Here is a 23,486-nt window from a genome sequence, read left to right as displayed (position 1 = left end):
GTCTGTGCCCGGCGCTAAAGTCAGGCCGTTTCAACTGGGTACCGCCAAATGAGTGGGTCGAGCTCGGTCCTGGCCTGGAGCTCTGCGCTGGACGACTTCGCGCTGTTCCGGACGCTTAGCTCGGAACAGCGGCTGAGGGCGCTGGGTGCCATGGTCCGCCAGGATCTGGTGCGCGGCCAGATGCTGGTCGCCCAGGGTGGGCCGTCGGATTCGCTTTTCCTGGTGCTGCATGGCGCGCTCGCAGTGCGCAAGACCGGCTATCACGAACCGATCGCCGAGCTTCGCGCGGGCGAACTGGTCGGCGAGATTGGCTTCTTCGCCAACGTGCCGCGCACCGCCGATGTGATCGCCATCCGCGACACCAGCGTGCTGGCGCTGACCCGCCCGGCCTATCAAAAGCTGGTCACCGAGGCGCCCGCGATCGTCGAGGCGCTGCTCGCCGCGCTGGCGCAGCGATTTGCCAGGGAGACCGCGCGCATCGCCCCGTTTCGCACTTCGCCGAAGGCACGAACCGTGGCGCTGATCGGCGGCGGGATCGAGCCGCTGCCTGGCGCGTTCGATCGGCGGATGCGCGAGGGACTGGCTGCGACCCAGGCCGAGATCGTCGATATTGAACGCCTGCAGGCGATGTTTCCCTCCCGCGCGCTCGATGCGCATGAGGTCACCGAATGGCTCAACAAGCTCGAACACGCTGCGCCGCTGGTGGTCTATCTCGGCGGCCATGAATCCTCGCCTTGGGCGCGCAAGGCGATCCGGCAGGCCGACATGGTCGTGTTCGCCTGCCGCGGCGACGCCCCCGCGGCTGCGCTCACTGAAATCGAGGCGTTTGCCTGCGAGGTTCATCCGATTTCGGCTAGACGACTGGTCCGTATTCACGACAAGCGCAGCGGTGCGGTTTCGGGGACGGCCGCCTGGCTCGCCCGGCTGCCGTCTTTCATGCACCACCACATCGCGCTGGAGGACCAAGTCGATATCGACAGCCTGATCCGCTTCCTGTGCGGCCGCGCGGTCGGCTTCGTCGCCGCCGGCGGTGGCAGTTTTGGCACCGCGCATGTCGGAATCTACAAGGCGTTTCGCGAGCGCGGCGTGATGTTCGACATTTTTGTCGGCACCAGTGTCGGTTCCGCCATGGTGGCCGGGTTTGCAAAGAATCTCGAGGCCGAGCACCTGGAGCGCGGCACCCACGAGATCTTCGTCAAGAGCCGGAGTTTTCGGCGGCCGACCTGGCCGCGTTACTCCCTGCTGGACCACAAGGCGTTCGACCGCGCGCTGGCGCACCAATACGGCCCTGACTGCCGGATCGAGGATTGCTGGCGGCCCTTTGCGGCCGTCGCTACTAATCTATCGACCCACAGTCTCGAGCTGATTCGCACCGGGCCGCTCTGGCAGGCGGTGCGCGCCTCGAGCGCGATCCCCGGGCTATTGCCGCCGTTCTATACGCCTGATGGCGCGATGCTGGTCGACGGCTGTCTGATCGACAACGTGCCGCTGGCCTCGATGCACCAGCTCAAGAGCGGCCCCAATCTGGTCGTGCATTTCGGCGAGCCGGCGGCGGAGATGTTCGATGTCGACTATGCGTCGCTGCCGGGAAGGTTGGAGCTGATCGCCGCGATGCTGACGCCGTTCCGCAAGAAACTGCTGCCGGCGGCGCCGAGCGCGGTGAATGTTCTGTGGCGCAGTCTCGTCGCGCACCAGCGCTACGACACGTTGCCGACCGGACCGTTCGATACGGTGATGCGGCCGCCGCTTCCGCCGGATATCGAGGTGACGGATTTCGACCGCCACACGGAAATCTTCGAGGCGTCCTACGCTTGGGCCAAGGAGGCGATTGCGGCACTGGAGGCGGGCGGCAGTTCGGCGATCGCAGCCCTCCTCGACGCCGGCGCGCTGGAGCGGCGTCAGGCCACCGCGGTCGCGGCTTCCAATCGCGCGCCCAACAGCCGCCTTGCCTCGGCGGCCGGCTTCGGTGCGCTGAACAGGTAGCCCTGCATCTGCGTACAGCCGAGCTGGCGCAGCATCTCGCGCTGCTGCTCGGTCTCGACGCCTTCGGCGGTCGTCGTCATGTTGCGGGCGGATGCGATGTTCACCACCGCCTGCACGATCGCCGCCGAACCGTCGTCATCGATATCGCTGATGAAGCAGCGGTCGATCTTGATCTTGTCGAACGGGAAACGCTTGAGGTAGCTCAGCGAGGAGAAGCCGGTGCCGAAATCGTCGAGCGCGATGCGCACGCCGATGGCGCGGAGCTGGTGCAGGATCGCCAGCGCGCTTTCATCGTCATGGATCAGCACCGCCTCGGTGATTTCGATCTCGAGCCGGTCGGGCGCCAGGCCGGAGGCGGCGAGCGCCCCGGTGATCCGCAGCGCCAGTGTCGGCGACTTCAACTGGATCGGAGAAACGTTGACGGCGATCCGGACCCGGGACGGCCACCTTGCCGCTTCGGCGCAGGCGGTTTGCATCACCCAGTCGCCGATCTCGTTGATCAGGCCGGTATCCTCCGCGACCGGGATGAATTCGGCGGGCGAGATCATGCCGCGCACGGGATGGCGCCAGCGCAGCAGCGCCTCGCAGCCGGTCACTTCGCCGCTCCCGAGGTCGAGCAGCGGCTGGTAATGGAGTTCGAAGCGGCCGTCGGATAGCGCCTGCCGCAGATCCTGCTCCATGGTCAGCCGCGCCTGCGCGCGGGCGTCCATGGCGGGCTCGAAGAAACGATGGGTGCGGCGCCCCTCGGCCTTGGCGGCGTACATCGCCAGGTCAGCATGCTTGATCAGCTGGTCGAGCTCGGTCCCGTCCTCCGGTGCGAGCGCGATGCCGATGCTGGCATCGGTCGAGAGCTGATGGCCGAGGCACTGGTAGGGGCGGCGGATCGCCTCGTAGATGCGGGCGACGAATTCCTCGACGTCGCGGCGGCCGTTGATCGCGGTCTGGATCACCGCGAATTCATCGCCGCCGAGGCGGGCGATCAGATCGTCTGGCTTGGTGCAGTCCTTGAGGCAGGCCGCGACGGCCTTCAACAGCTCGTCGCCGACATGGTGTCCGAGCGAATCGTTGATGCCCTTGAATTCGTCGATGTCGATATAGAGCAGGGCGAATTGCTCGCCCTCCCTGGCTTTGTGCAGTGCGCGCTCGATCTGTTCGCGGAACAGCACCCGGTTCGGCAGGTCGGTCAGCGCGTCATAATGCGCCAGATGCGCGATCTTTTCGTTGGCGAGCCGGCGCTCGGTGACATCGTCGACGACGTTGATGATGTAGCGCGCCTGTCCGGCCGAATTGCGGATGCCGAGCCGCCTGGAGGTGAGGTAACGCGGGCCCATCCCCTGCGTTTCCCAGACATGTTCGTCCTTGAATAGGCCGTCGGGGGATTGCAGCGTCTTCTCCTCATCCGCTGCAATGATCTCGGCGGCGGCCGGCGGAAAGATCTCGGCGGCGGTCTTGCCGACGATCAGGTCGCGCGAAATACCGAACTGGGCCTCCGCCACGCGGTTGACCAGCAGATAGCGGCGGTCGTGCACATCCTTCACGGTAATCTGCGAGGGGATGTGATCGATGATCTGGCTCAGGAAGGCGTAGTTGCGGTCGCGCTCCTGCTCAAGATTGCGCCGCTCAGTGATGTCTTCCATGGTGGCGATCCAGCCGCCATCCGCCAGCGGCTTTCTCACCGTCAAGAAAGTGCGCCCATCGGCGCATTGGGTGATGCTGTGGCCTGCCTCACCACGCGCGATGTTCTGCACGACTGAACGGCAGAACTCGTCGATGTCGCCATCGAACGAGCCGCGATCCCTGCGATGCTGCATCAGATCGCGAAGATGACAGCCGGGCTTGACCAATTCGGCCGACAGATTGTGCATGTCGATGTAGCGCTGGTTGAAGGTCACGAGACGGGCCGAGGCGTCAAACGTCGCCAGGCCCTGGATCATGTTGTTCAGGGCGGTATCGAGCCGGCCCCGCTCGGTCTCCAGCCGCTGTTGCGCTTCGCGGTTCTGCCTTGTGATCTGCCGGATGATCAGGAACAGCGTCAGGGCGATCACTGCTACCGACAGCATCGCGGCGATGACGAGGAGACGGGTTTGCTCGCGCCAGTCGGCCAGCGCGGCGGTCGCCGTGTTGGTTGCGACCACGACGCCCGAATAATGCGCAAGCGGGGCCGCGGATCCCAACCTGTCGGCCTGGTCGATCGGGCTCTGCACCCGCAACGTCTGCCGGGTGCCGCTTTCGCGGACACGCTGCAGCAGCGGCGCCGTCGAGAAATTCTTTCCGATCAATTCGTCGACACGCGGGTGCCGCGCGAGCAGGGTGCCGTCGGCATGAAACATCGAGATCGCAGCGCCCGTTCCGAGCGTTACGGAAGCGAAGAATTTTTCGTAGTTGGCCGGGTTGATCCGCCGCGTCATCACGCCGAGGAAGGTGCCGTCTTCGCCGCGCAGCCGGTGCGCGATCACGGAGTTGAGATTGCCGGTTATGTAGCTGCGAACCGACTCGGCCAAGACGGAGGGCGATTGCGGATCGAACTTGAAGCTCTTGAAATACGCCCGCTCGGATATGTTGAGTTTTCGTGCCGGCAGCGGCCGCGACCAGTTGATCATGTCGCCGTTGGAATCGAAGATCGAGATATCGCCGAGATAGGACAGCACGCCGGCCTTGGCCCTCAGGATCTCGTGCGCTTCGGTGCTTGCGACGCGGTCGCGGAATGCCCTCTCCGAGGCGATGCCGGAAATCTGCAGCCGGGAGATCACGTCGTCGGCGAGGGTATCGGAATCCTCGAACTGCTGGTCGAAGTGACGGGCGAGCAGCAGAACGGTGTTCTCCAGCTCGCGCTCGCTGTTGACGAGCGCACGCTCGCGGAATTCGCCGACCGTCATGATGGTGCCGACAAAGATCGCCGCGACCAAGAGGCCGCCGCACAGCGTCAGCCACAGCACAGGGCCCCGGATCGTTGCGGCGAGGTGCCGCCCGGTGGCTGCGGCTCGGGCCGTGAGGCCGAGCAGGTGGTGAAACAGACCGCGCATTCTCCCTTTCCCTGGGGAACATGCATACGATGTGCAGATGTCATAAGCCGTTAGGAAAACCGGTTACCTAAAGCTTAACCGCGCGTCTTGGCGCCGCACGGCGGGGCGGCTTGTTTTCTAGCGGCGGTAGCTGCCGCCGCGCGCGTAGGCGGCGCGCGTCTCCGGCGCCGGACGGCTGGTGATGCTGCCGCGTGCCTCGCTGGCGCGGGGAGACGCCAGCCGGAGGTCTTCCAGGAAGATCGGCTTCGAGAAGTAGTAGCCCTGGGCATAGCGGATCTTGGTCGCGGCCTGCAGATAGGCGAGCTCCTCGAAGCTTTCGAGCCCCTCGGCGATCACGGTCATGCCGAGCGCTTCGCTCAGAGACTCGATCGCGCGCAGGATGCCCTGGCTGCGCGGGCGCTTATGGATGTCGGTGATGAAGGAGCGGTCGATCTTGATCTCGTCGGCGGTGATGTCGGCGAGCGCCGACAGCGACGAGTAGCCGATGCCGAAATCGTCGATCGAGATCTTGACGCCGAGCCTGCGGAAAATCGGCAGGATCTCGTCCTGGATGTGGGTCTTGGTGACGAACGCGTCTTCCGTCACCTCGATCATGAAGCGCTGCGGAAAGCCGGTGGCCTCGAGCGCCTCGGCGAACGGCCGCATGAAGTCGGGGTTGCCGGCCTGCTTGGCGGCAACGTTGATGCTGATCGTGGTCTCGGTGCCGAAGGTCTCATTAATCAGGTCGATCGACTTGACGATCTCCGCCAGCACGAGGTGCGTCAGCTCGTCGATCAGGCCGAGCTCGGTGGCGAGATTGATGAAGGTGCTAGGGGCCTGAATCACCCCTTCGTCGTCGCGCAGGCGAACCAGCGCCTCGACGCCGATGACCGCCTGGGTCCGGATATCGACTTTGGGCTGGAAGGCGCAGCAAAAGCGCTTTTCCAGGATCGCCAGCCGCAACGACTGCTCGATCTTCATGCGCGCCAGCGCCTCGCGCTCCATGCTGGAATCGAAGAATGCCGCGTCGCCCTTGCTGTCGTTCTTGACGCGGTACATCGCGATGTCCGCGTTCTGGCGCAGCACCTCATAGCTGCGACCATGCTCGGGATAGAGGCTCACGCCGATGGAGGTCGAGGCGAATATTTCGGACTGATCGATGAAGAACGGCGCTTTCAGCCGCTGCAGGATGAAGTGGATGAACTCCTCGACCTCGGCGACGCTCTCGACCGGGTTGAGCAGCAGCACGAATTCGTCGCCGCTGATGCGCGACAGGATGTCGGATTCGCGCAAGTCCAGTCCCAGCCGCTTGGCGATCTCCGCCAGCAGCGCGTCGCCGACGGTGTGCCCGTAATAGTCGTTGATGTGCTTGAAATTGTCGACGTCGAGAAAGGCCAGCGCGAAGCGGCCTTGGCCGTTGTCGTATTTCAGCAGGCTGTCGACGCGATGCTCGATCACGCGCCGCGTCGGAAGGCCGGTCAGTTCGTCGTAATAGGCGGAGCGGAACAGGTGGTCCTCGAACGCCTTCTGCTCGCTGATATCGGTCGAGCTCGAGATCAGGAGATTGCGCCCGGCGACCCTGATGGGCCGGTGCGAAGTCAGAAATACCTGCTTGGTCGGACCGCCGGCCATGGCCTCTTCAAGCACGGCCGGGCGGCCGGCACGAAGCAGTTCGAGACAGGTTTCGCGGCGGTCGCTCAATTGCGAAGACGTTCCCGCCGTCGTCGCCCGCTGCAACAGGGTTGCCCCGGCGTCGTTCATCAGCACGAACTCGCCGCTCTCGTCCTGAACGGTCACGCCGGCCGGAAGCAGCTTGAAGACATCCCGCAGGAGGCTCAATTCGGAATCAAATATGCTTTCATTGCTGGCCTGCGTCGCCGCGGCCTGAAAGTTTTTCTTGTAGGGACTATGCATGCTCCCGAGCTTCGCAAAGTCCCTTGTAGCATTGGTTAAGTGGAACTCCGAAAAACCGCAACAACCGTAAAAGTCGGAGTTTTACGATCTTATTGGCGGGATCGTCATTAACAGAATCTCAACGTGATGCGAGAGACAGCGGCTGCAAGGTGAGCTTCCGTTCATGTATTGCGGAGCGCTGGTGTCGCGTCTGCGTACGGAACGGACGACAGCGCCAGCTCGCCTCAGGCCGCAGGAATCCGGCATTGCATCGTGCAATGTACGCCTGACTTCAGGAAGCTGATTTCGGTCTTGCCGTCGAACGCGCGGAGCGCCGATTGCAGCAGTTTTGTGCCGAAGCCGCTCGGGCCAACCTTTTCGATCACGGGACCTTCGGTCTCGTCCCAGGTGACGTTGAGGCGTCCCTCCGACGTCGTCCACGACACCTGCAACAGCCCGCGCGCCGAGGAAAACGCGCCATACTTGCCGGCGTTGGTCGCCAGCTCGTGAAAGATCAGCGCCAGGCTGACCGCCAGCTTGGCCGGCAGGAACAGCGAGTCGCCGTTCAGGTTGAACCGGACATGGCCATAGGGGCCGAGTTCGGCACGCAGCATGTCCTTGATGTCGCAGCCGCTGCCATCGAGCCGCGCGATCAGATCGTCGGTCGCCGACAATGCCCGGAGGCGGTGGTCGATCCTGCCCCAGACCTGCGGCTGGTCCTGCAGCACCTGGTGCAGCACGGCGTGGATCGTCGAGGTCTTGTTCTTGAGCCGGTGCTGCAATTCCTCAACGAGAAGCTTGCGGTATTCCTCTTCCTTGATCAGGCGCTTGGAGTCCTCCCGCTGCTGCGTGACGATCCTCCGGTAGTGCTCGACGCCCCAGATGGCGAAGCCGCACACCGCCCAGAACATCAGGAGCAGCGCGAATCGCGCGGTATCGACGTTGGTGTCGCTGAAGCTGACGGTGACGCCGAGCACGCCGCCCGCGATCGCGGTCGCTATACCAGCCCGGGCGCCGCCGACCGCGGCAGCGAGGAACACGGCGGGGAAATACGGCGTGAAGAAGACATCGGGCCGAATCTGGGCAACGCCCCAGCGGGCGAGCGTCGACGCGGCGAGGCAGCCGGCCACGAACACCGTGCTGAACAGCAGCGAGGGCTGGGCAATTCCCTGCCAGCCGCGTCTGAATTCGTCGATCAATTTCTTCATCGGGCTTGTCACTCCACGTGATCAGCGAATCCACAATAAGGCCGATCATAGCGAAAATAGGGGATTTCTGAGCCTTCGAAGGGCCATCGCCCGGCCCGCGCCGGAGGGCTGTGATGGAACAAGCTCGCTTGCCATGCCGGCGAGGGGCGGGAATATTGCTCCTCGTAACGACAAGCAGATAACGCAAGGGGGAGACGCAAATGTCCGCAACGTTCCGGCTGTCGCCGGCATCAGAAGACCGCCCGTTCCACCTCGCCGTCATTGCCGGCCTCGCCTGCGCCTTCCTGATCGGCAAGGCCCTGCCGTCGACCATCGATGCCGTCTCGACGATCATCGAGCCTTTGTGCGCCAACAGCGTCACCGGCTCGCAGGATGTGGTTGAGCCGATCTCGTCGCATGCATTGCCGAACGTGGCGGGCAAGCGCGTCAGCATCGTCCGCGTCTTCTACGGCCCCGGCGGATTTACGCCGCCGCACCGCCATGCCGGCTCCGTCACCGCCTATATCACCAAGGGCGAAATTCGTTCGCAATTGGCCGGCGGGCCGGTCGAGACGTTCGGCGTCGGCCAGTCGTTCTTCGAGCCGCCCGGCTCGACGCATCTGGTCTCGGCCAATGCCAGCGTCACCGAGCCGGCGGAGTTGATCGCCGTGTTCGTGGCGGATGAGGGTGCCCAGCTCACGACGCTGGTGAAGTAGAAGCGTAAGAACCGTAGGATGGGTAGAGCGCAGCGAAACCCATCAATGCCGGTGTTCGTGGCGATGGGTTTCGCTGCGCTCTACCCATCCTACGCATCTGCGTTTTGCTCACCTTCCGCGCATCATACCTGCTTGATCGTCACCTTGAGCCCATCCCGCGGCTTCGGGATCGGCCACATCTGCCAATCCGATTTGTAGCCCGGCTCCAGCGAGACACTGAGGTTCTGCAGGAAATGCCGCGCAAAGCATTTCGCCTGCATGTAGGCGAAGTGCAGGCCGAGGCACATATGCGCGCCGCCGCCATACGGCACCCAGGCGAAGCGATGGCGGTTGCGCTGCGCCTCGTCGGTGAAGCGCAGTGGATCGAACTTGTCAGGGTCGGGCCAGATCTCGGGCATATGGTGGGTGAACAGCGGGTTGACGCCGACCAGCGTGCCGGCGGGAACGTGGTATCCCCTGAACGAAAAGTCCCGCACCGCGCGGCGCGGCATCGAGGGTACCGGCGGCTTCAGCCGCAGCGCTTCCTTGAACGCCATTTCCGACAGCGGCATTTTTTCGAGATTATCGACGCTGGAGGGATCGTTGGCCTCGATGCCGAGGCCTTTGACTTCCTCGCGCAACTGCTGCTGCCATTCGGGATGAGCGGCCAGCTCGCCGACAAAGGAGGTCAGCGACGACGTCAGCGTGTCATGCGCCGCCATCATCAGAAAACTCATGTGGTCGATGATGTCCTGGGTCGACAGCAGTGCGCCGTCTTCATGCGTCGCCTGGCAGAGCTGCGAGAACAGGTCATCGCCGCCGCCGCGCGCGCGGCGGATCGGAATCTGCTCGGCGAAATAGGCGACGATCCGCTTGCGGCCGGCAACGCCGCGGCCCATCTGCGTGAACGGCAGCGGCCGCCGGATCGGCGCCACGGCGGCGGCCACCATGTCAACGAAGGCGCGGGTGATGTCGTCGACCTCGGGCCCGATGTCGGTGCCGAGGAACGACGTCGCCGCCAGGTCGAGCGTGAGCTGCTTCATCGCCGGATACACCAGCATCTCACCCGGTTGCGCCTTCCACTGCTTGACCCGCGCGGCAATGCCGCGGTCGAGGCCGACGAGGTAGGACTTCATCGGTCCCGACTTGAACGCGACCGACAAAGCGCGGCGGTGCAGGCGGTGCTCCTCGAAATCCAGCAACATCAGCCCGCGCGGAAACAACAGGCCGAGGATCGGCCCCCAGCCATGGGTCGAGGAGAACAGCCGCCCCTGGTCGAACAACACGAGCTCGTTGGCCTCGGGCCCGAGCATCGTCACGCTGGTCTCGCCGAACAGATGGGTGCGATAGACCAGGCCGTATTTGGCGGCCGACTTCTCGATCTGTCCCTTGGGGTCGGCCAGCACCGCCAGCGTGTTGCCGATGAACGGCCAGCCCTCGTTGCCGGGAATGTGCCGCAACGCCCTAGGGTTCGGTGGCACCGGTATGTTGGCGGGGGACGCAACACTCTGCATCGACATGGCGATTGCTCCGGTTTTGTAATTTCGCCGATATTATCAATTGTACGGTGGCTTTGTCGTGGCCCGGATATTGCGCCGCGGCCGTCGCTTGCACCGCAAGTAAGATTTTGTTTCCCGTCAGCCTATAGCACGAACGCGTGGCGGCGTGCGCTGCGGCCGGTTCAATTCCGCAACATACCGCCCGAAGGCGTGCTATCGTGTCCCAAAATCAAGCATATTAGGGGGAGCTTATGACAAAATTGCTTCGTGTTCTTGCGATTGCCGTTGTCGCACTGGTCGGAATTGCGGCCGTTGCAAGCGTGGCAAAGGCGCAGACCAAGCCGCTCGTGACGAGCCTCGGGCCGGACTTTCCCAAGACCGAAATCTTCATCGGCAACAGCTTCTTCTATTACAACAACAGCATGCACAGCCACGTGCTGGCAATGCAGCGGGCCGCCGACGCCGCCAACAAGCAGGCCTACCGCGCCACCTCGGTCACGATCAGCGGCTCCGGCATCGATTGGCATGATGTCGAAAGCTATTTCCGGCCCAAGGCGATCGGCTCCTACTCCTTCGACGAGAACAACAATGTGGTGTTCAACAAGCTCGACAAATTGTTCGACGTCGCCATCATGATGGATTGCAGCCAGTGCCCGATCCATCCGAACCTGAAGTCGGTGTTCACCGAATTCGCCAAGAAGAGCAGCGACATCGTGCGCGCCAAGGGCACCAAGCCGGTGTTCTTCATGTCCTGGGCCTACGCCAATAAGCCGGAAATGACAGCGCAGCTCGCCGAGGCCTATACGATCGCCGGCAATGAAAACAATGCGCTGGTGATTCCGGCTGGTCTTGCCTTTGCGAAAGCGCTCGACAAGCAGCCCGAGATCAATCTCTACGCGGCCGACAAGCGCCACCCGAGCGCTGCCGGCACTTATCTGGGGTCCTGCGTGGTGTTTGCCGCGCTGACCGGACGCTCGCCGGTCGGCAATGCCTATCTGGCGGGGCTCGATGCGCAGACGGTGAAGTTTTTGCAGAATATCGCCTGGGACACCGTGCAGGAATATTACGGGAAGTAGACGCGCTGTTGGTGCATCACTGGGGCAGAACTGCCTACCCCGTCATTGCGAGCGCAGCGAAGCAATCCATAGCCCCACAAGCCGAGGCATGGATTGCTTCGTCGCTTTCGCTCCTCGCAATGACGGGGAGAGATATCGCGATCTCGAAAGCCCTTACGCCTTGCGCTTGGCGGCTTCCTTCTGCAAATCCGGCGCGTTGATGGTCGGGATCGCGACGCGGCCCGGGCCGGTATGGGCGAGCGCCGCGGCGGCCTTTTCGTTCTCCATGATCTTGGCCATCACGGCCTGACCCGCCCGCTCGAACACGGCGCGGTTCTCGATGAGGAATTTCTGCGACTCGCGCAGCTTGGTGACGTAGCCGTTGATCTCCGGAATCACGTAGCGCGCGACCATGTCCCAGCTCCGGCGCGTGTTCTCCGGATTGGCCCAGTCATGCACGAAGCCGATGATGGCGCCGACGCCGCCGGAAACGTTGATCAGGTTCTTGATGGTTTTGACGAGATCGTCCGGCGTGCCGATGGTGGACGCCGCGTTCTCACCGCCCGCGGTCTTCTCCACCGCATCCTCCGCCGAGGTGAACGGCTCGAGGCCGGGCCGCTGCAGCGTGCGGACGTTATATTCGTTGTGCCAGCGCATCAGGCCGGGACCGGCCTCGCGCTGCGCCTGTTCGCGCGTCTCGGCGATGTGCCAGGATAGCAGCACGCGCCAGTCGTCGCGGCTCACGGTTGTGCCGGCCTTCTTGGCCGCGTCCTCGGCAAAGCCCCATTGCGTCGGCAGCGCCATCAGCCCCTGCGTCGACATCGAGCCGAGCGAGATGATGCCGATGCCGTATTTGCCGGCGAGGGTCATGCCGGAGGGCGAGATCTGCGAGGCCACCACGAATGGCATGTCTTCCTGCAGCGGGAGGAGCTGCAGCGCGGCGTCCTGCATGGTGAACCAGTCGCTCTTGGCGGTGACGCGCTCGCCCTTGAACAGGCGGCGGATGATCGCGATCGCCTCGTCCTGGCGGTCGCGCTGCGTCATCGGGTCGATGCCGAGCGTATGCGCGTCGGAGGCGAGCGCGCCCGGGCCCGAGCCGAAAATGGCGCGGCCGCCGGTCATCCAGTCGAGCTGCACCATGCGCTGCGCGACATTGTAGGGATGGTGATAGGGCAGCGAGATCACGCCGGTCCCGAGCTTGATGCGCTTGGTGCGCTCGCCGGCGGCGGCGAGGAACATTTCCGGCGAGGCGATCATCTCCCAGCCCGAGGAATGGTGCTCGCCGCACCAGAACTCGTCATAGCCGAGCGTATCGATCTGCTCGACAAAATCGAGGTCGCGGCGGAACTGGAGCAGCGGATGCTCGCCGATCGGATGATGCGGGGCGAGAAAGGCTCCGAACTTCAGGAGTGCCATGGGCGGTTCTCTCCGGATTTATTGTTGTTTTGGAATTGTTCGGCGGCCAAGGTACGGGGTGGGAGAGGGCAAGGCAATGCTCGAACTCCGCCACCAGCGCATGGTTGTCACGCAGCATGGGCTGACTTACCGTCGTCCGGAATTTTCGTCCTTTGAGCGCTCCATGAAGGTGCGCCCATCGATGCAAGGTGGTTCGATTACCTCCGGGGTAATCGCAGAAATGACCGAATGCTGAGATCATCCAGGCCGGATTTTCGCGCAAGGCTCTTATCTCATGCATCAGATCGTCTCGCATCCCGTCGACACGTCGCGCCGCTGGTTCGTGCTGGCGACCGTCGTCGCGGCGCAGTTCATGTTCGGGGTCGATGCCTTCATCGTCAACGTCGCGATCCCGACCATTGCGACTGAGCTCAAGGCGAGCGCGGCGCAGATCGAAGCCGTGATCGCGATCTACCTGATTGCCTATGCGACCCTCGTCGTCACCGGCGGGCGGCTCGGCGACATCTACGGCACGCGCAACGTGTTCATATCAGGCGTTGCCGGCTTCACCGTGACCTCGCTGTGGTGTGCGCTGGCGCAATCCGGCCCCGAACTGATCGCCGCAAGGCTGGCCCAGGGCGCGACTGCGGCGTTGATGGTGCCGCAGGTGCTGGCCACCATTCATTTGCTGTTCGCAGACGGCGCGCGGGCGCGCGCCTTCGCCATTTACGGCATCGTGCTCGGGCTTGCCGGCGCGGCCGGCTTCCTGCTCGGCGGCCTCCTGGTGACGCTCGACCTCGCCGGGCTCGGCTGGCGCGCGGTGTTCTTCGTCAACGTGCCGTTTGGCGCGATCATTATCGCGGCGGCCTCGAAGATCATGCCGATGGCGCCTCGGCGCGCCGGTACGCGGCTGGATATTCCCGGCGCCATCGTGCTGTTTCTCGGCCTGCTCTGCCTGATCGGGCCGCTGCTATTTGGGCAAGATTTGCACTGGTCGCCGTCGGTCTGGCTGGTCATGGCGATCGGTATCGCCATCATCGCCGGCTTCCTGCGCCTGGAGCGCGCGGTTGCCCGGCGCGGCGGCATGCCGCTCATCGATCTTTCGCTGCTGTCAGATCGGGCATTCATGCGCGGGCTTGCGGCGGTGTTCTTTTTCTTCTTCGCCAACCTATCCTTCTATCTCGTCATGACGATGTATATGCAGAAGGGACTGCATATCCCGCCACTGCAGGCCGGCCTTGTGTTCGTGCCGCTGGCGCTGAGCTTCGTCATCGCTTCCCGGCATAGTGGCATCCGCGCCAAACATCGCGGCACGCTGGTATTGATCGAGGGCTGCGCGGTTCAGATTGCGGGCCTTGCTGCGCTGGTGGCCGCCGTCGAATGGATCGATACGCCGTCTGCAATATCGCTTTCGCTGGTGCTGACGCTCTTCGGCTATGGCCAGGGGCTCGTGATGGCGCCGCTCTCCAGCGCCGTGCTCTCGACGGTAAAGCCGGCAAGCGCCGGCGCGGGCTCCGGCATGTACGGCACCACGGCGCAAATCGCCAACGCGGCGGGCGTGGCCGCGATCGGCGCGGTGTTCTTCGCCGTGGAATCTGCTGGATCGGCGCGCCTCGCCTTGCTGGCCGCTTCAGCGCTGTTCATGCTATCGATCAGCGCCTGCGCCGTATTTCTGACATGGATGCGCCAGTTCACGGCGTGACAAATTGACGTCATCTGCCAAAATTTGATTGTGGGGAAGGACAGCACACGGTCTTTTTAGTTTGCAGTGCAGCAACTATCTGTTCTGGGTAGCATTGTCTTAAGAAGAATCGCCCCCAGGAGAAGTCGTTGTCGCTCGCCAAGAATGTCGAATTCCTGCGCCATTTTCCGAAGCTGAATGGCTTCAATGGCTTGGGAAGCTATGGCCGCAGCGCTTCGCCTGGCGCAACGAGCCCGCTCATCGAAATCACCGGATTCGGCACCAATCCCGGCGCGCTGAAGATGTTCGCCCATGTGCCCGACGCGTTGCCGCGCGCCTCCGCGCTCGTCGTCGTGCTGCACGGCTGCGGCCAGACCGCGGCCGGCTACGATTTCGGGACCGGCTGGTCGACACTCGCCAAACGTTACGGCTTTGCGCTCGTGATGCCCGAGCAGCAGGCGGCCAACAATGCCCGCACCTGTTTCAACTGGTTCAATCCCGGCGACATCGCCCGCGGCCGCGGCGAAGCCGCGTCGATCCGCCAGATGGTCGCGCGCATGGCGGCCGATCACAAGATCGATCCGCGGCGCATCTACATCACCGGGCTTTCCGCCGGCGGCGCGATGACCTCGGTGATGCTCGCGACCTATCCGGAAGTATTCGCCGGCGGCGCTATCATCGCGGGCCTGCCATACGGCATCGCCAGCAATGTCCGCGAAGCGCTCGGCGGCATGATGCAGTCGACCTCGCGCCCTGCGGCTAAGCTTGGCGATCTCGTGCGCAAGGCCTCGAAGCACAGGGGGCCATGGCCGAAAGTGTCTGTGTGGCACGGCAGCGCCGACCGCACCGTCAACCCCGCCAACGCCGATGAGATCGTCAAGCAATGGCTCGACGTCCACGGCCTGCCGTCGGCGCCGATGTCGAGCGGACACGTCGACGGTCATCCGCGCGACGTCTGGTGGAACGCCGATGGCGAAACCGTCGTCGAGTCCTACACCATCACCGACATGGCCCACGGCACGCCGCTCGGACTCGCCGGCAACGATGAGCGCTACGGCGCGGAAGGCGCGTTCCTGATCGAGGCCGGGATTTCCTCGTCCTATCACATCGCGAATTTTTTTGGCCTGACCGATCGCGTCAGCCCGGCCAAGGAGGCGACCAAGCCGGCAGAAGCGCCGAAGATCGTTCCATCGGCCGCCACCGAATCCCTGCAGTCGTCGGATCTGGCTGCTGGGCTTTGGTCGAGGGCCCACAAGCCGGTTCGTCAACCGACGCCGGCGCCACGTGCTCCAAAACGCCGCGGCATCGATGTCGGCGCCGTCATTACCCGCGCGCTGACGGCTGCGGGATTGATGAAGTAGCCGGGTGGTGCGGCGTCAGACGATTAGTGCTGCTGCGTCATTGAGTCTCAAACCCTCATCCTGAGGAGCCCGCGAGTAGCGGGCGTCTCGAAGGATGAAGGCCACAGATCGGGCCTCATGGTTCGAGACGCGCTTCGCGCTCCTCACCATGAGGGACTTATGACGCAGTCCGTTGGCTCACATTTCGCCGGTCAGGAAGGGATTGGTCAGGCGTTCCTGGCCGAGGCTGGAGCCGGCGCCATGGCCGCAGATGAAGCCAACATCGTCGCCGAGCGGCAGCAGCTTTTCCTTGATCGAATTGATCAGCGTGGCGTGGCTGCCGCCGGGCAGGTCGGTGCGCCCGACCGAGCCGTTGAACAGCACGTCGCCGACATGGGCGAAGCGCAATTCCTTGCTGAAGAACACGACGCTGCCCGGGGAGTGGCCGGGGCAATGCAGGATGTCGAAGGTCAGCTCGCCAATGGAAACCTGATCGCCCTCGTCGAGCCAGCGGTCGGGCCCGAAATTGCGCATGCCGGTCATGCCGAAGCGCTCGCCGCTCGAGACGACGTTGTCGAGCAGAAACTTGTCGGCGATGTGCGGCCCCTCGATCTTGACCCGCAGCGCGTCGCGCAATTCGGCGGCGCCGCCGACATGATCGATATGGCCGTGGGTCAGCCAGATCTTCTCGACGCTGACGCCGGTCTGCTTGATCGCTTCCAGAATCTTCGGAACGTCCCCGCCGGGGTCGATCACCACGGCCTTCTTGGAAGGCTCGTGCCAGATAATGGTGCAGTTCTGCTCGAACAGCGTCACCGGCACGATCATCGCGCCGGCCCTGGTCTGGGTATCGGTTTTGTTATCCATACGGGCAACATATTCATCCCGCGCAGGGGGTCAACTCGGGTTGCAGGCGATATCTAGCCGACATGCGACCTACACGGCCGCGTGATAGGTTGCGCCGGCTTCAGCAGTTGGGTGTTCCATGAACCAGGCATCAGCATCGTCGCCGGTCGGGTCCCGCACCACCGCGCGCGCCTTCTTCGTCAGCGACCGCCTGAACACATCGGGGCTTGAGCGCGGCGATGTCCTTGCCACGATACCGCTGGCGTTTCGCGTCACTGCCAATGGCGTCGCGATACTTTTCCGCTACGGCGTGGCGGTCCTGATCGGGCTGAATGCGCTGGAAGAGGAAGAATTTCTTGGCAGCCTGGAACAGCGGATGGTCGGCAAGTTTGCCCGGCGCGACGAGGAAACCGCCACCATTGAACTGGCGCCCGAGAAGGAGGAGCAGATTCCCCCGGGCGGCCCGATCTGCCTGCAAAGCCTCTCGCCCGAGCGGTTGGTCCTGATCGGCGAGGCGTTGGCGAAAAGCGTCGTTTTGGCCCGCCACGAGCGCGAGGTCGCCAGCGTGTTCGACACGACCGAGCCGTTCGCGCGGGAGTTGGCGCGCAGCGGGCGCATGCACGGCAGCCGCCGCTCGATCCTGAAAAATATCGGCAACGCGCTCTTAGTGCGGCACCGGGTGTCGGGGCCGGTCGAGGTGGAAGAGAAGCCCGACGTGCTCTGGGACAAGCCGCATTTGGAGCGCCTCTATGCCCGCCTCTCGGACGAGTACGAGCTCAAGGAGCGCGCGGAGGCGCTGAACAGCAAGCTGGCCGTGATCGCCGAGAGCGCGCAGGTCTTGACCGATATCATCGATACGCGGCGCTCGCTGCGGCTCGAACTGATCATCGTGCTGCTGATCCTGTTCGAGGTGATCATCACGGTCTACCAGCTCGCCATGGGCAGGCACCCCTGATTGGCGCTCATGCGCGGTGATCGGCCTTGCGCGGTGTCTTGGTGTCGATATCGCTGCGCTTGAGCAAATAATCGAGGCCGCCGACGCGATACCAGTGATAGCCGTAGCCTTCGAGCAACAGCGTATGCCGGCCCCGCTTGTCGGCGCGGCTGTGATCCTCGGACAGCAGATTGACCAGCAGCTTGCCGGTTTCCCCGGGCAGGCCGACCGAGAACGTGACCTCGCGGGGCTTGTCGTCGAGGTTATGCGCGAACAGCACCGAATTGTTGCGCCAGTCATAGCGGATCAGCAGCACCGCGGGATCGCGCGTGGGGATGATCTTGAAATCGCCCCAGCCGACCTCCGGCACTTCCTTGCGCATGCGGACGATGCGTTCGGTCCAGTTCAGCATGGAGTTGGGATCGCGGCGCTGTTTGGCGGCGTTGACGTGCTCATAGCCATAGGCCCCCTTGTCGATGACAGGCACGCAGGGCCGGTCACCCTCGGTAAAGCCGGCATGCGGCTCGGTCGACCATTGCATCGGCGTGCGCGCGCAATTGCGCTCGGGCAGATGGAGATTGTCGCCCATGCCGAGTTCGTCGCCGTAACGGATCACGGGCGTCCCCGGCAGCGTGCACATCAGGCTGTAGGCCAATTGCAGCCGCCGCTGGTCGCCGCCCAGCATCGGCGCAAGGCGGCGGCGGATGCCGCGATCATAGAGCTGCATGTCCTTGTCGGGACCGAATGTCTTGAACACGGTGTCGCGCTGCGCCTTGGTCAGCCGGCCGAGATCGAGTTCATCATGGTTGCGCAGGAACAGGCCCCATTGCGCGGTGGCGGGGCGCGGCTTGGTCGCCTCCAGCGCTTTCGCCAGCGGGCGCGAGTCCGCGGATGCCAGCGCGTAGAACAGATGCTGGTTGACGTGGAAATTGAACATCATGTGCATGCGGTCGCCGTCGCGGCCGAAATATTCCATGTCGGTCTTCGGCAGCACATTGGCTTCGGCGAGGATAATGGCGTCGCCCTGCCGCCATTGCAGGAATTCTCTGAAAGCGCGCAGCATGTCGTACTGCTCGACGGCCTTGCGCACCTTGGCGCCCTTGGTCGAGATCACGAACGGTACGGCGTCCATGCGGAAGCCGCAGACGCCGAGCTGAATCCAGAACCCCATGATCTTGAGGATCTCGGCCTGCACCAACGGATTCGAGGTGTTGAGGTCGGGCTGGAAATCATAGAAGCGGTGGAAGAACCAAGCGCCAGCTTCCTTGTCGCGGGTCCAGGTCGATTTCTGCACGCCGGGAAACACCATGCCGGTATCGGCGTTGGCCGGCTTCTTGTCCGACCACACATACCAATCGCGATAGGGTGAATCCTTGGAGCGCCGCGCCTCGCGAAACCATTCATGCTGATCGGAGGTGTGGTTGACCACGAGGTCGATGATGACGCGGATGCCGCGCTGCTTGCAGCCATGGGTAAATTCGACGAAATCGCCGAGCGTGCCGTAGCGCGGATCGACGCCGTAATAGTCCGAGATGTCGTAGCCGTCGTCGCGTCCGGGCGAGGGCTGAAACGGCATCAGCCAGATCGCCGTGATGCCGAGCCCGTGCAGGTAATCGAGCCGGCGCTGCAGGCCCTTGAAGTCGCCGACACCATCGCCATTGGCGTCCATATAGGTGCCGACCGAAAGACAATAGATCACGCCGTTCTTGTACCAGAGGTCATCGATCATGCGGACGCCGTCCTCACCAGTCCGCCTCGCGCTTGCCTCAGCGGCCACGGGATAAGCGGCGAGGTCGGGTCAGGTTCCGCATTCACTGTCGTCCCGGCGAACGCCGGGACCCATAATCCCGGGCGCGTGTTGTTGCGCGAAGCTGGAGCCTCAGCTTGGTGCAACAATACAGATCGGTGGTTATGGGCCCCCGCCTTCGCGGGGGCGTGTCGCGAGACTACCGCTTGATCTGCGCCTTCAGCGTATCCTCGACGACGCGGTCGAAGGAGGAGGTTTTCGGCGGCGCCTTGGCGCGCTGCTCGGCGACGTATTTGTCGCGCTTGGCGACCAGCGCCGACAGCTTTTCGTTTAGCGCCTTGCGCTGGGTCATCTGCTTGTTGATTTCCTCGACGCGCTGCTCGGGCTTCAACGAGCGCAGATTGTCGGGCAAGTCTTCCTCCTTGATCGTGGAGAAGCTGCGCTTGCCGGCGCTGACGTCGGCGACGAGATCGCCGTCACCGGTGACAGCTTCCGACGTCGCCTTGGAACGCTTGTTGAGGTAGCTCGCCATCTCGGAAGCTTGCGCCGGCGCGGCCGCCGCGACCTCGGACAATTGCTTGGTCTTGCCTTCGGTGCGGTTCTGCAGATGTTTGGGCCCGTAGGGAATCACCGTGCCGTTGATCTCCCGCTGCAGGATGATGATCTCCTCGTCGAACGGCGTTTCGATCAGCACCACCTCGCCGCCGTCCTGCGGGATCGGAATGAAGCGGCCATTGCCGTGCTGGGCGATGTCGCGCCAGATCCGCGCGGTGTCCTGGGCGTTGCCGGCCAGCACTGCGTTGACGATGATGTCTTTCTGCTTGGCCACCGACAGCGTCACCGGATATTTGGTGTCCTGCGCGTAATCCATGTGCGGCGGCGCGTCGCCGACCAGGAACACGATCCGCCGGACATCGGCGCCGCCGCTCCATTGCATCTTGTTGACGGCGACATCGAGCGCCTCGTTGACGCTTTCCGGCCAGTCGCCGCCGCCGCGGGCTTTCAGCTCTAGCAGCTGGGCGTAGAGATCCTGGATGTCTGTGGTGAGGTCGATCTTTTTGGTCACATAGTCGTCGCCGATATCGCGATAGGCGACGAGGCCCATGCGGATGTCGGCGTCGGGGTTGGAATCAACGATCGCGGTGGCGATCGACCAGATCTTGCGCTTGGCGCCTTCGATCAGCCCGCCCATCGAGCCCGTGGTATCCAGCACGAAGGCGACTTCGACGGCGGGCTTGGCGCTAGCCGGCGACAGGCCGGCGGCGAGGGGCAGGGCGGCGAGAGCGAATGCGAGCGAGCGGAGCGTGGTGCGTGACTTCATGGATTCCTCCAGATGTTTCGTCCCTCGAGGCCCAAGTTCCACCGGCTTGGCGGTGGGCCTGTGGCCGAAAACAAGGCGGGCCGGGGTCGAAATTGCGGCTGTTGGTGCGCTGGTCCGCCTGTTGGACGGTGCGAAATCGGTTATGGTTCGAGGGATGGAATCGCCTGCTCGCCAAATCAGCCTTGTGCCGCCGCCCGACCGCCGGCAGTCGGAGACGGCGCTTGCGATCGCGCGCGGCACCGCGCGGCTGCTACGCTCGCTCGGCTTCTCCTGCATCAGTGAGCTGCCGTTGCCGTCGGGCCGGCGCGCCGATCTGGTAGCGCTGAACGAGCGCGGCGAGATCTGGATCGTCGAGATCAAGTCATCGGTGGAAGATCTGCGCGCCGACCAGAAATGGCAGGACTACCGGATGCATTGCGACCGGCTGTTCTTCGCCTTCACGCAGGATCTGCCGTGCGAGATTTTTCCTGATGGTACCGGGTTGATCATCGCCGACGCTTATGGCGCGCATCTGCATTGCGAAGCGCCCGAGCATCGCCTGCCGGCCGCGACCCGCAAATCGATGACGGTGCGCTTTGCGATGGCGGCCGCGCAGCGCATCAACCGTTTGGTCGATCCGCAGGGGCATGAGTTTTAGAAATGGTGCAGTAGGATGGGTAGAGCGCAGCGAAACCCATCGCCACGAACGCCCGCGTTGATGGGTTTCGCTGCGCTCTACCCATCCTACGATTCCGCGTTTGTGGAATCAGCGCGGCGCGCGCTTGGCCAGAATCCGCTGCAAGGTACGGCGGTGCATGTTGAGCCGGCGCGCGGTTTCCGAAACGTTGCGGTTGCACATTTCATAGATGCGCTGGATGTGCTCCCAGCGCACGCGATCCGCCGACATCGGATTGGACGGCAGCTCGGATTTCTCGGTGCCACTGGCGAGTAGCGCGGCGACGACGTCGTCGGCGTCGGCCGGTTTGGAGAGATAGTCCACCGCACCCATCTTCACCGCCGTCACGGCGGTCGCGATGTTGCCGTAGCCGGTGAGCACGATGGTGCGCGCGTCGGGGCGCTTGCGCTTCAGCGCCGACACCACGTCGAGGCCGTTGCCGTCACCCAGCCTTAAGTCCACCACGGCAAACGCCGGTGCGGCCTTGTTGATCTGCGCCAGGCCGTCGGTCACGGTGTCGCAGGACGTTACCGCGAAGCCGCGGGTTTCCATGGCGCGCGACAGGCGCTCCAGAAACGGCTTGTCGTCCTCGACGATCAGAAGTGAGCGGTCGGTGAGATCGTTCAGTTCGGCGATGGCGTTCAAGGCAGGGTATCCCCGGGTTGCGGATGCACAGCACTATATAGAGCATATGGCGCGCCGTTTTTGCAGTGCCAAGAGGCCGAAAGGTCGCGCGGTTCCAGTTTTCTCAAATTCTAATCGGCTGATCCTGCAGGAGATTCCGTTGGCTGCTCGGCCTCAAACCGGGCGCGCGGCCAGACGATCTGGACCACGGCGCCGTGATCGGGAAATGTCCGGTTTGAGAACGAAACCTTGGCGCCGGTGCGTTCCAGCAGCGTGCGGGCGATGAAAACGCCGAGACCAAGCCCGGCGCGGCCGCTTTGCGGCTCATCCGTGCCGCGCCGCCGCGATAAATAAGGCTCGCCGATGCGTTTCAGCATGTCGGGCGCGATGCCCGGGCCGTCGTCGGAAATCACGATTTCGACCGTCTCCGCGTTCCACCAAGCGTTAACCTCGACCGTCATGCGCGCGAAATCGACGGCATTCTCCAGGATGTTGCCGACGCCGTAGAGGATGGCCGGGTTCCGCGCGACCGCCGGCTCCTTTGTGGCTGCGACAGCTAGCCGCACCTTGATGGCGACACCGAAATCGCGATGCGGCGCCACCGCCTCCTCGATCAGGGTCGACAGCGGCATCAGGTCGAACGGCGCGCCGGAGGCGGAGAGTTGGGTGAGCTTGGCCAGAATGTCGCGGCAGCGCTGCGCCTGCTCGCGCAGCGTCTTGAGGTCAGAGGCCAATTGGTCATTGCCGTTGGCGGTCCTTTCCAGCTCCCGCGAAATCAGGAAGATCGTCGACAGCGGCGTCCCGAGTTCATGCGCGGCAGCCGCCGCCAGCCCGTCGAGCTGGGTCAGATGCTGCTCACGCGTCAGCACCAGTTCGGTCGCGGCGAGCGCATCGGAAAGCTTGCGCGCTTCTTCCGTCGCCTGGAACGCGTAGAGGCTGGTGACGCCGATCGCGAGCAGAATCGAGAGCCAGACACCGAGCAGATAGATCGGCGGCAGCACCAGCGGGTCTTCGCTGTCCCACGGCAGCGGCAAATGGAAGAACACCAGCGCCGAGGCGCAGGCCATTGCCAGCAGGCCGAGCCCGATCGTCAGGCGGATCGGCAGCACTGCTGCCGAGATCAGGACCGGGGCGAGGAACAGGAATGAAAACGGGTTCTGCAAGCCGCCGGTCAGGAACAATAGCGCGGCCAGTTCGACGATGTTGAGCGCGAGCAGCGCGGCGGCATAGACCGGCTCCAGCCGCTGCATCGGGTTGAACGCCACCTGCAGCGCGAGATTGAGCAGCGCGGCGACGCCGACAATGGCGACGCAGGGGATGATGGGGACGTCGAATTCCAGTCCGCGCGCGACGACAAAGATCGCGGTGAGCTGTCCCAGCGCCGCCAGCCAGCGCAGCCGCAGGATCGTATCGAGACGAACAAAGCGGTGCGGATGACGGAAGTCGGAGGCGGCATCGTCGGACATATCTGCAGTTTAGCCGTGCGGGTGGGCGATCACAAATGAGCGATCCGCGCGGCATGGAGAGGGGCCTGCATGGTTCGAGAGGCCGCTTTCGCGGCTCCTCACCATGAGGGTCGAAGCCTTTTCATGCAGCGATGGCAGTCTTCCCCCTCATGGAGAGGAGCGC

General features: G+C 63.9%; 18 protein-coding genes. 8 read left to right on the top strand and 10 right to left on the bottom strand.

The window, feature by feature from the left end; all coding sequences use genetic code 11:
• Positions 1-48 precede the first annotated feature (48 nt).
• Positions 49-1,983: a patatin-like phospholipase family protein gene (locus QA643_RS38450; protein ID WP_283031114.1), complete on the top strand. Its 1,935-nt coding sequence runs from the start codon at positions 49-51 to the stop codon at positions 1,981-1,983.
• Here QA643_RS38450 and QA643_RS38445 read toward each other — a convergent pair.
• The 3 genes from QA643_RS38445 to QA643_RS38435 all read right to left on the bottom strand — a co-directional run bounded on the left by QA643_RS38445 (position 1,899) and on the right by QA643_RS38435 (position 8,086).
• Positions 1,899-5,006 (bottom strand): EAL domain-containing protein, encoded by a 3,108-nt coding sequence (locus QA643_RS38445; RefSeq protein WP_283031112.1) that lies wholly within the window; start codon positions 5,004-5,006, stop codon positions 1,899-1,901. The genes QA643_RS38450 and QA643_RS38445 overlap by 85 nt on opposite strands.
• A 117-nt stretch (positions 5,007-5,123) precedes the next feature.
• A complete protein-coding gene (locus QA643_RS38440; protein WP_283031110.1) occupies positions 5,124-6,899 on the bottom strand; it encodes an EAL domain-containing protein in 1,776 nt (591 codons plus the stop codon).
• A 224-nt stretch (positions 6,900-7,123) separates the two neighbouring features.
• Entirely contained in the window at positions 7,124-8,086 is a 963-nt protein-coding gene (locus tag QA643_RS38435; RefSeq protein ID WP_283031109.1) for a sensor histidine kinase, read from the bottom strand.
• A gap of 200 nt (positions 8,087-8,286) precedes the next feature.
• Here QA643_RS38435 and QA643_RS38430 point away from each other — a divergent pair, with 200 nt between their 5' ends.
• A complete protein-coding gene (locus tag QA643_RS38430; RefSeq protein WP_283031107.1) occupies positions 8,287-8,781 on the top strand; it encodes a cupin domain-containing protein in 495 nt (164 codons plus the stop codon).
• Positions 8,782-8,903: 122 nt separating this feature from the next.
• Here QA643_RS38430 and QA643_RS38425 read toward each other — a convergent pair whose 3' ends face one another.
• On the bottom strand, positions 8,904-10,280 hold the full coding sequence (locus QA643_RS38425) for a cytochrome P450 (RefSeq protein WP_283031105.1): 1,377 nt from the start codon (positions 10,278-10,280) through the stop codon (positions 8,904-8,906).
• A 230-nt stretch (positions 10,281-10,510) separates the two neighbouring features.
• On the opposite strand from QA643_RS38425, the gene QA643_RS38420 reads away from it, so the two are divergent.
• Positions 10,511-11,335 (top strand): hypothetical protein, encoded by an 825-nt coding sequence (locus QA643_RS38420; protein WP_283031103.1) that lies wholly within the window; start codon positions 10,511-10,513, stop codon positions 11,333-11,335.
• 153 nt (positions 11,336-11,488) lie between these two features.
• Here the strand turns inward: QA643_RS38420 and QA643_RS38415 are convergent, their stop codons facing one another.
• The gene (locus QA643_RS38415; RefSeq protein ID WP_283031101.1) at positions 11,489-12,730 is read right to left on the bottom strand and encodes an LLM class flavin-dependent oxidoreductase; all 1,242 of its coding nucleotides are present in this window, start codon (positions 12,728-12,730) and stop codon (positions 11,489-11,491) included.
• A 76-nt stretch (positions 12,731-12,806) separates the two neighbouring features.
• On the opposite strand from QA643_RS38415, the gene QA643_RS38410 reads away from it, so the two are divergent.
• The 3 genes from QA643_RS38410 to QA643_RS38400 all read left to right on the top strand — a co-directional run bounded on the left by QA643_RS38410 (position 12,807) and on the right by QA643_RS38400 (position 15,751).
• Positions 12,807-12,965 (top strand): hypothetical protein, encoded by a 159-nt coding sequence (locus QA643_RS38410; protein WP_283031099.1) that lies wholly within the window; start codon positions 12,807-12,809, stop codon positions 12,963-12,965.
• 39 nt (positions 12,966-13,004) lie between these two features.
• Entirely contained in the window at positions 13,005-14,411 is a 1,407-nt protein-coding gene (locus tag QA643_RS38405; RefSeq protein ID WP_283031097.1) for an MFS transporter, read from the top strand.
• A gap of 128 nt (positions 14,412-14,539) precedes the next feature.
• On the top strand, positions 14,540-15,751 hold the full coding sequence (locus QA643_RS38400; RefSeq protein WP_283031094.1) for a PHB depolymerase family esterase: 1,212 nt from the start codon (positions 14,540-14,542) through the stop codon (positions 15,749-15,751).
• A gap of 177 nt (positions 15,752-15,928) precedes the next feature.
• Here QA643_RS38400 and QA643_RS38395 read toward each other — a convergent pair whose 3' ends face one another.
• A complete protein-coding gene (locus QA643_RS38395; protein ID WP_283031092.1) occupies positions 15,929-16,597 on the bottom strand; it encodes an MBL fold metallo-hydrolase in 669 nt (222 codons plus the stop codon).
• 118 nt (positions 16,598-16,715) lie between these two features.
• Between QA643_RS38395 and QA643_RS38390 the strand changes: the two genes are divergently transcribed.
• On the top strand, positions 16,716-17,531 hold the full coding sequence (locus QA643_RS38390) for an RMD1 family protein (RefSeq protein ID WP_283031091.1): 816 nt from the start codon (positions 16,716-16,718) through the stop codon (positions 17,529-17,531).
• 7 nt (positions 17,532-17,538) lie between these two features.
• On the opposite strand, the gene QA643_RS38385 is transcribed toward QA643_RS38390, so the two are convergent.
• Positions 17,539-19,239: an alpha-amylase family protein gene (locus QA643_RS38385; protein ID WP_283031090.1), complete on the bottom strand. Its 1,701-nt coding sequence runs from the start codon at positions 19,237-19,239 to the stop codon at positions 17,539-17,541.
• A 217-nt stretch (positions 19,240-19,456) separates the two neighbouring features.
• Positions 19,457-20,578, bottom strand: a complete 1,122-nt coding sequence (locus tag QA643_RS38380; RefSeq protein ID WP_283031089.1) for a vWA domain-containing protein — start codon at positions 20,576-20,578, stop codon at positions 19,457-19,459.
• Between the two features lie 154 nt (positions 20,579-20,732).
• Between QA643_RS38380 and QA643_RS38375 the strand changes: the two genes are divergently transcribed.
• A complete protein-coding gene (locus QA643_RS38375) occupies positions 20,733-21,215 on the top strand; it encodes an MmcB family DNA repair protein (RefSeq protein ID WP_283031086.1) in 483 nt (160 codons plus the stop codon).
• 108 nt (positions 21,216-21,323) lie between these two features.
• On the opposite strand, the gene QA643_RS38370 is transcribed toward QA643_RS38375, so the two are convergent.
• Positions 21,324-21,878, bottom strand: a complete 555-nt coding sequence (locus QA643_RS38370) for an ActR/PrrA/RegA family redox response regulator transcription factor (RefSeq protein ID WP_283031085.1) — start codon at positions 21,876-21,878, stop codon at positions 21,324-21,326.
• Between the two features lie 110 nt (positions 21,879-21,988).
• Positions 21,989-23,323 (bottom strand): ActS/PrrB/RegB family redox-sensitive histidine kinase, encoded by a 1,335-nt coding sequence (locus QA643_RS38365; protein ID WP_283031083.1) that lies wholly within the window; start codon positions 23,321-23,323, stop codon positions 21,989-21,991.
• Positions 23,324-23,486: the final 163 nt, after the last annotated feature.

The sequence above is a fragment of the Bradyrhizobium sp. CB3481 genome (genome assembly GCF_029714305.1).
Lineage (GTDB): Bacteria > Pseudomonadota > Alphaproteobacteria > Rhizobiales > Xanthobacteraceae > Bradyrhizobium.
This window is presented reverse-complemented; position numbering and strand designations above follow the sequence as displayed.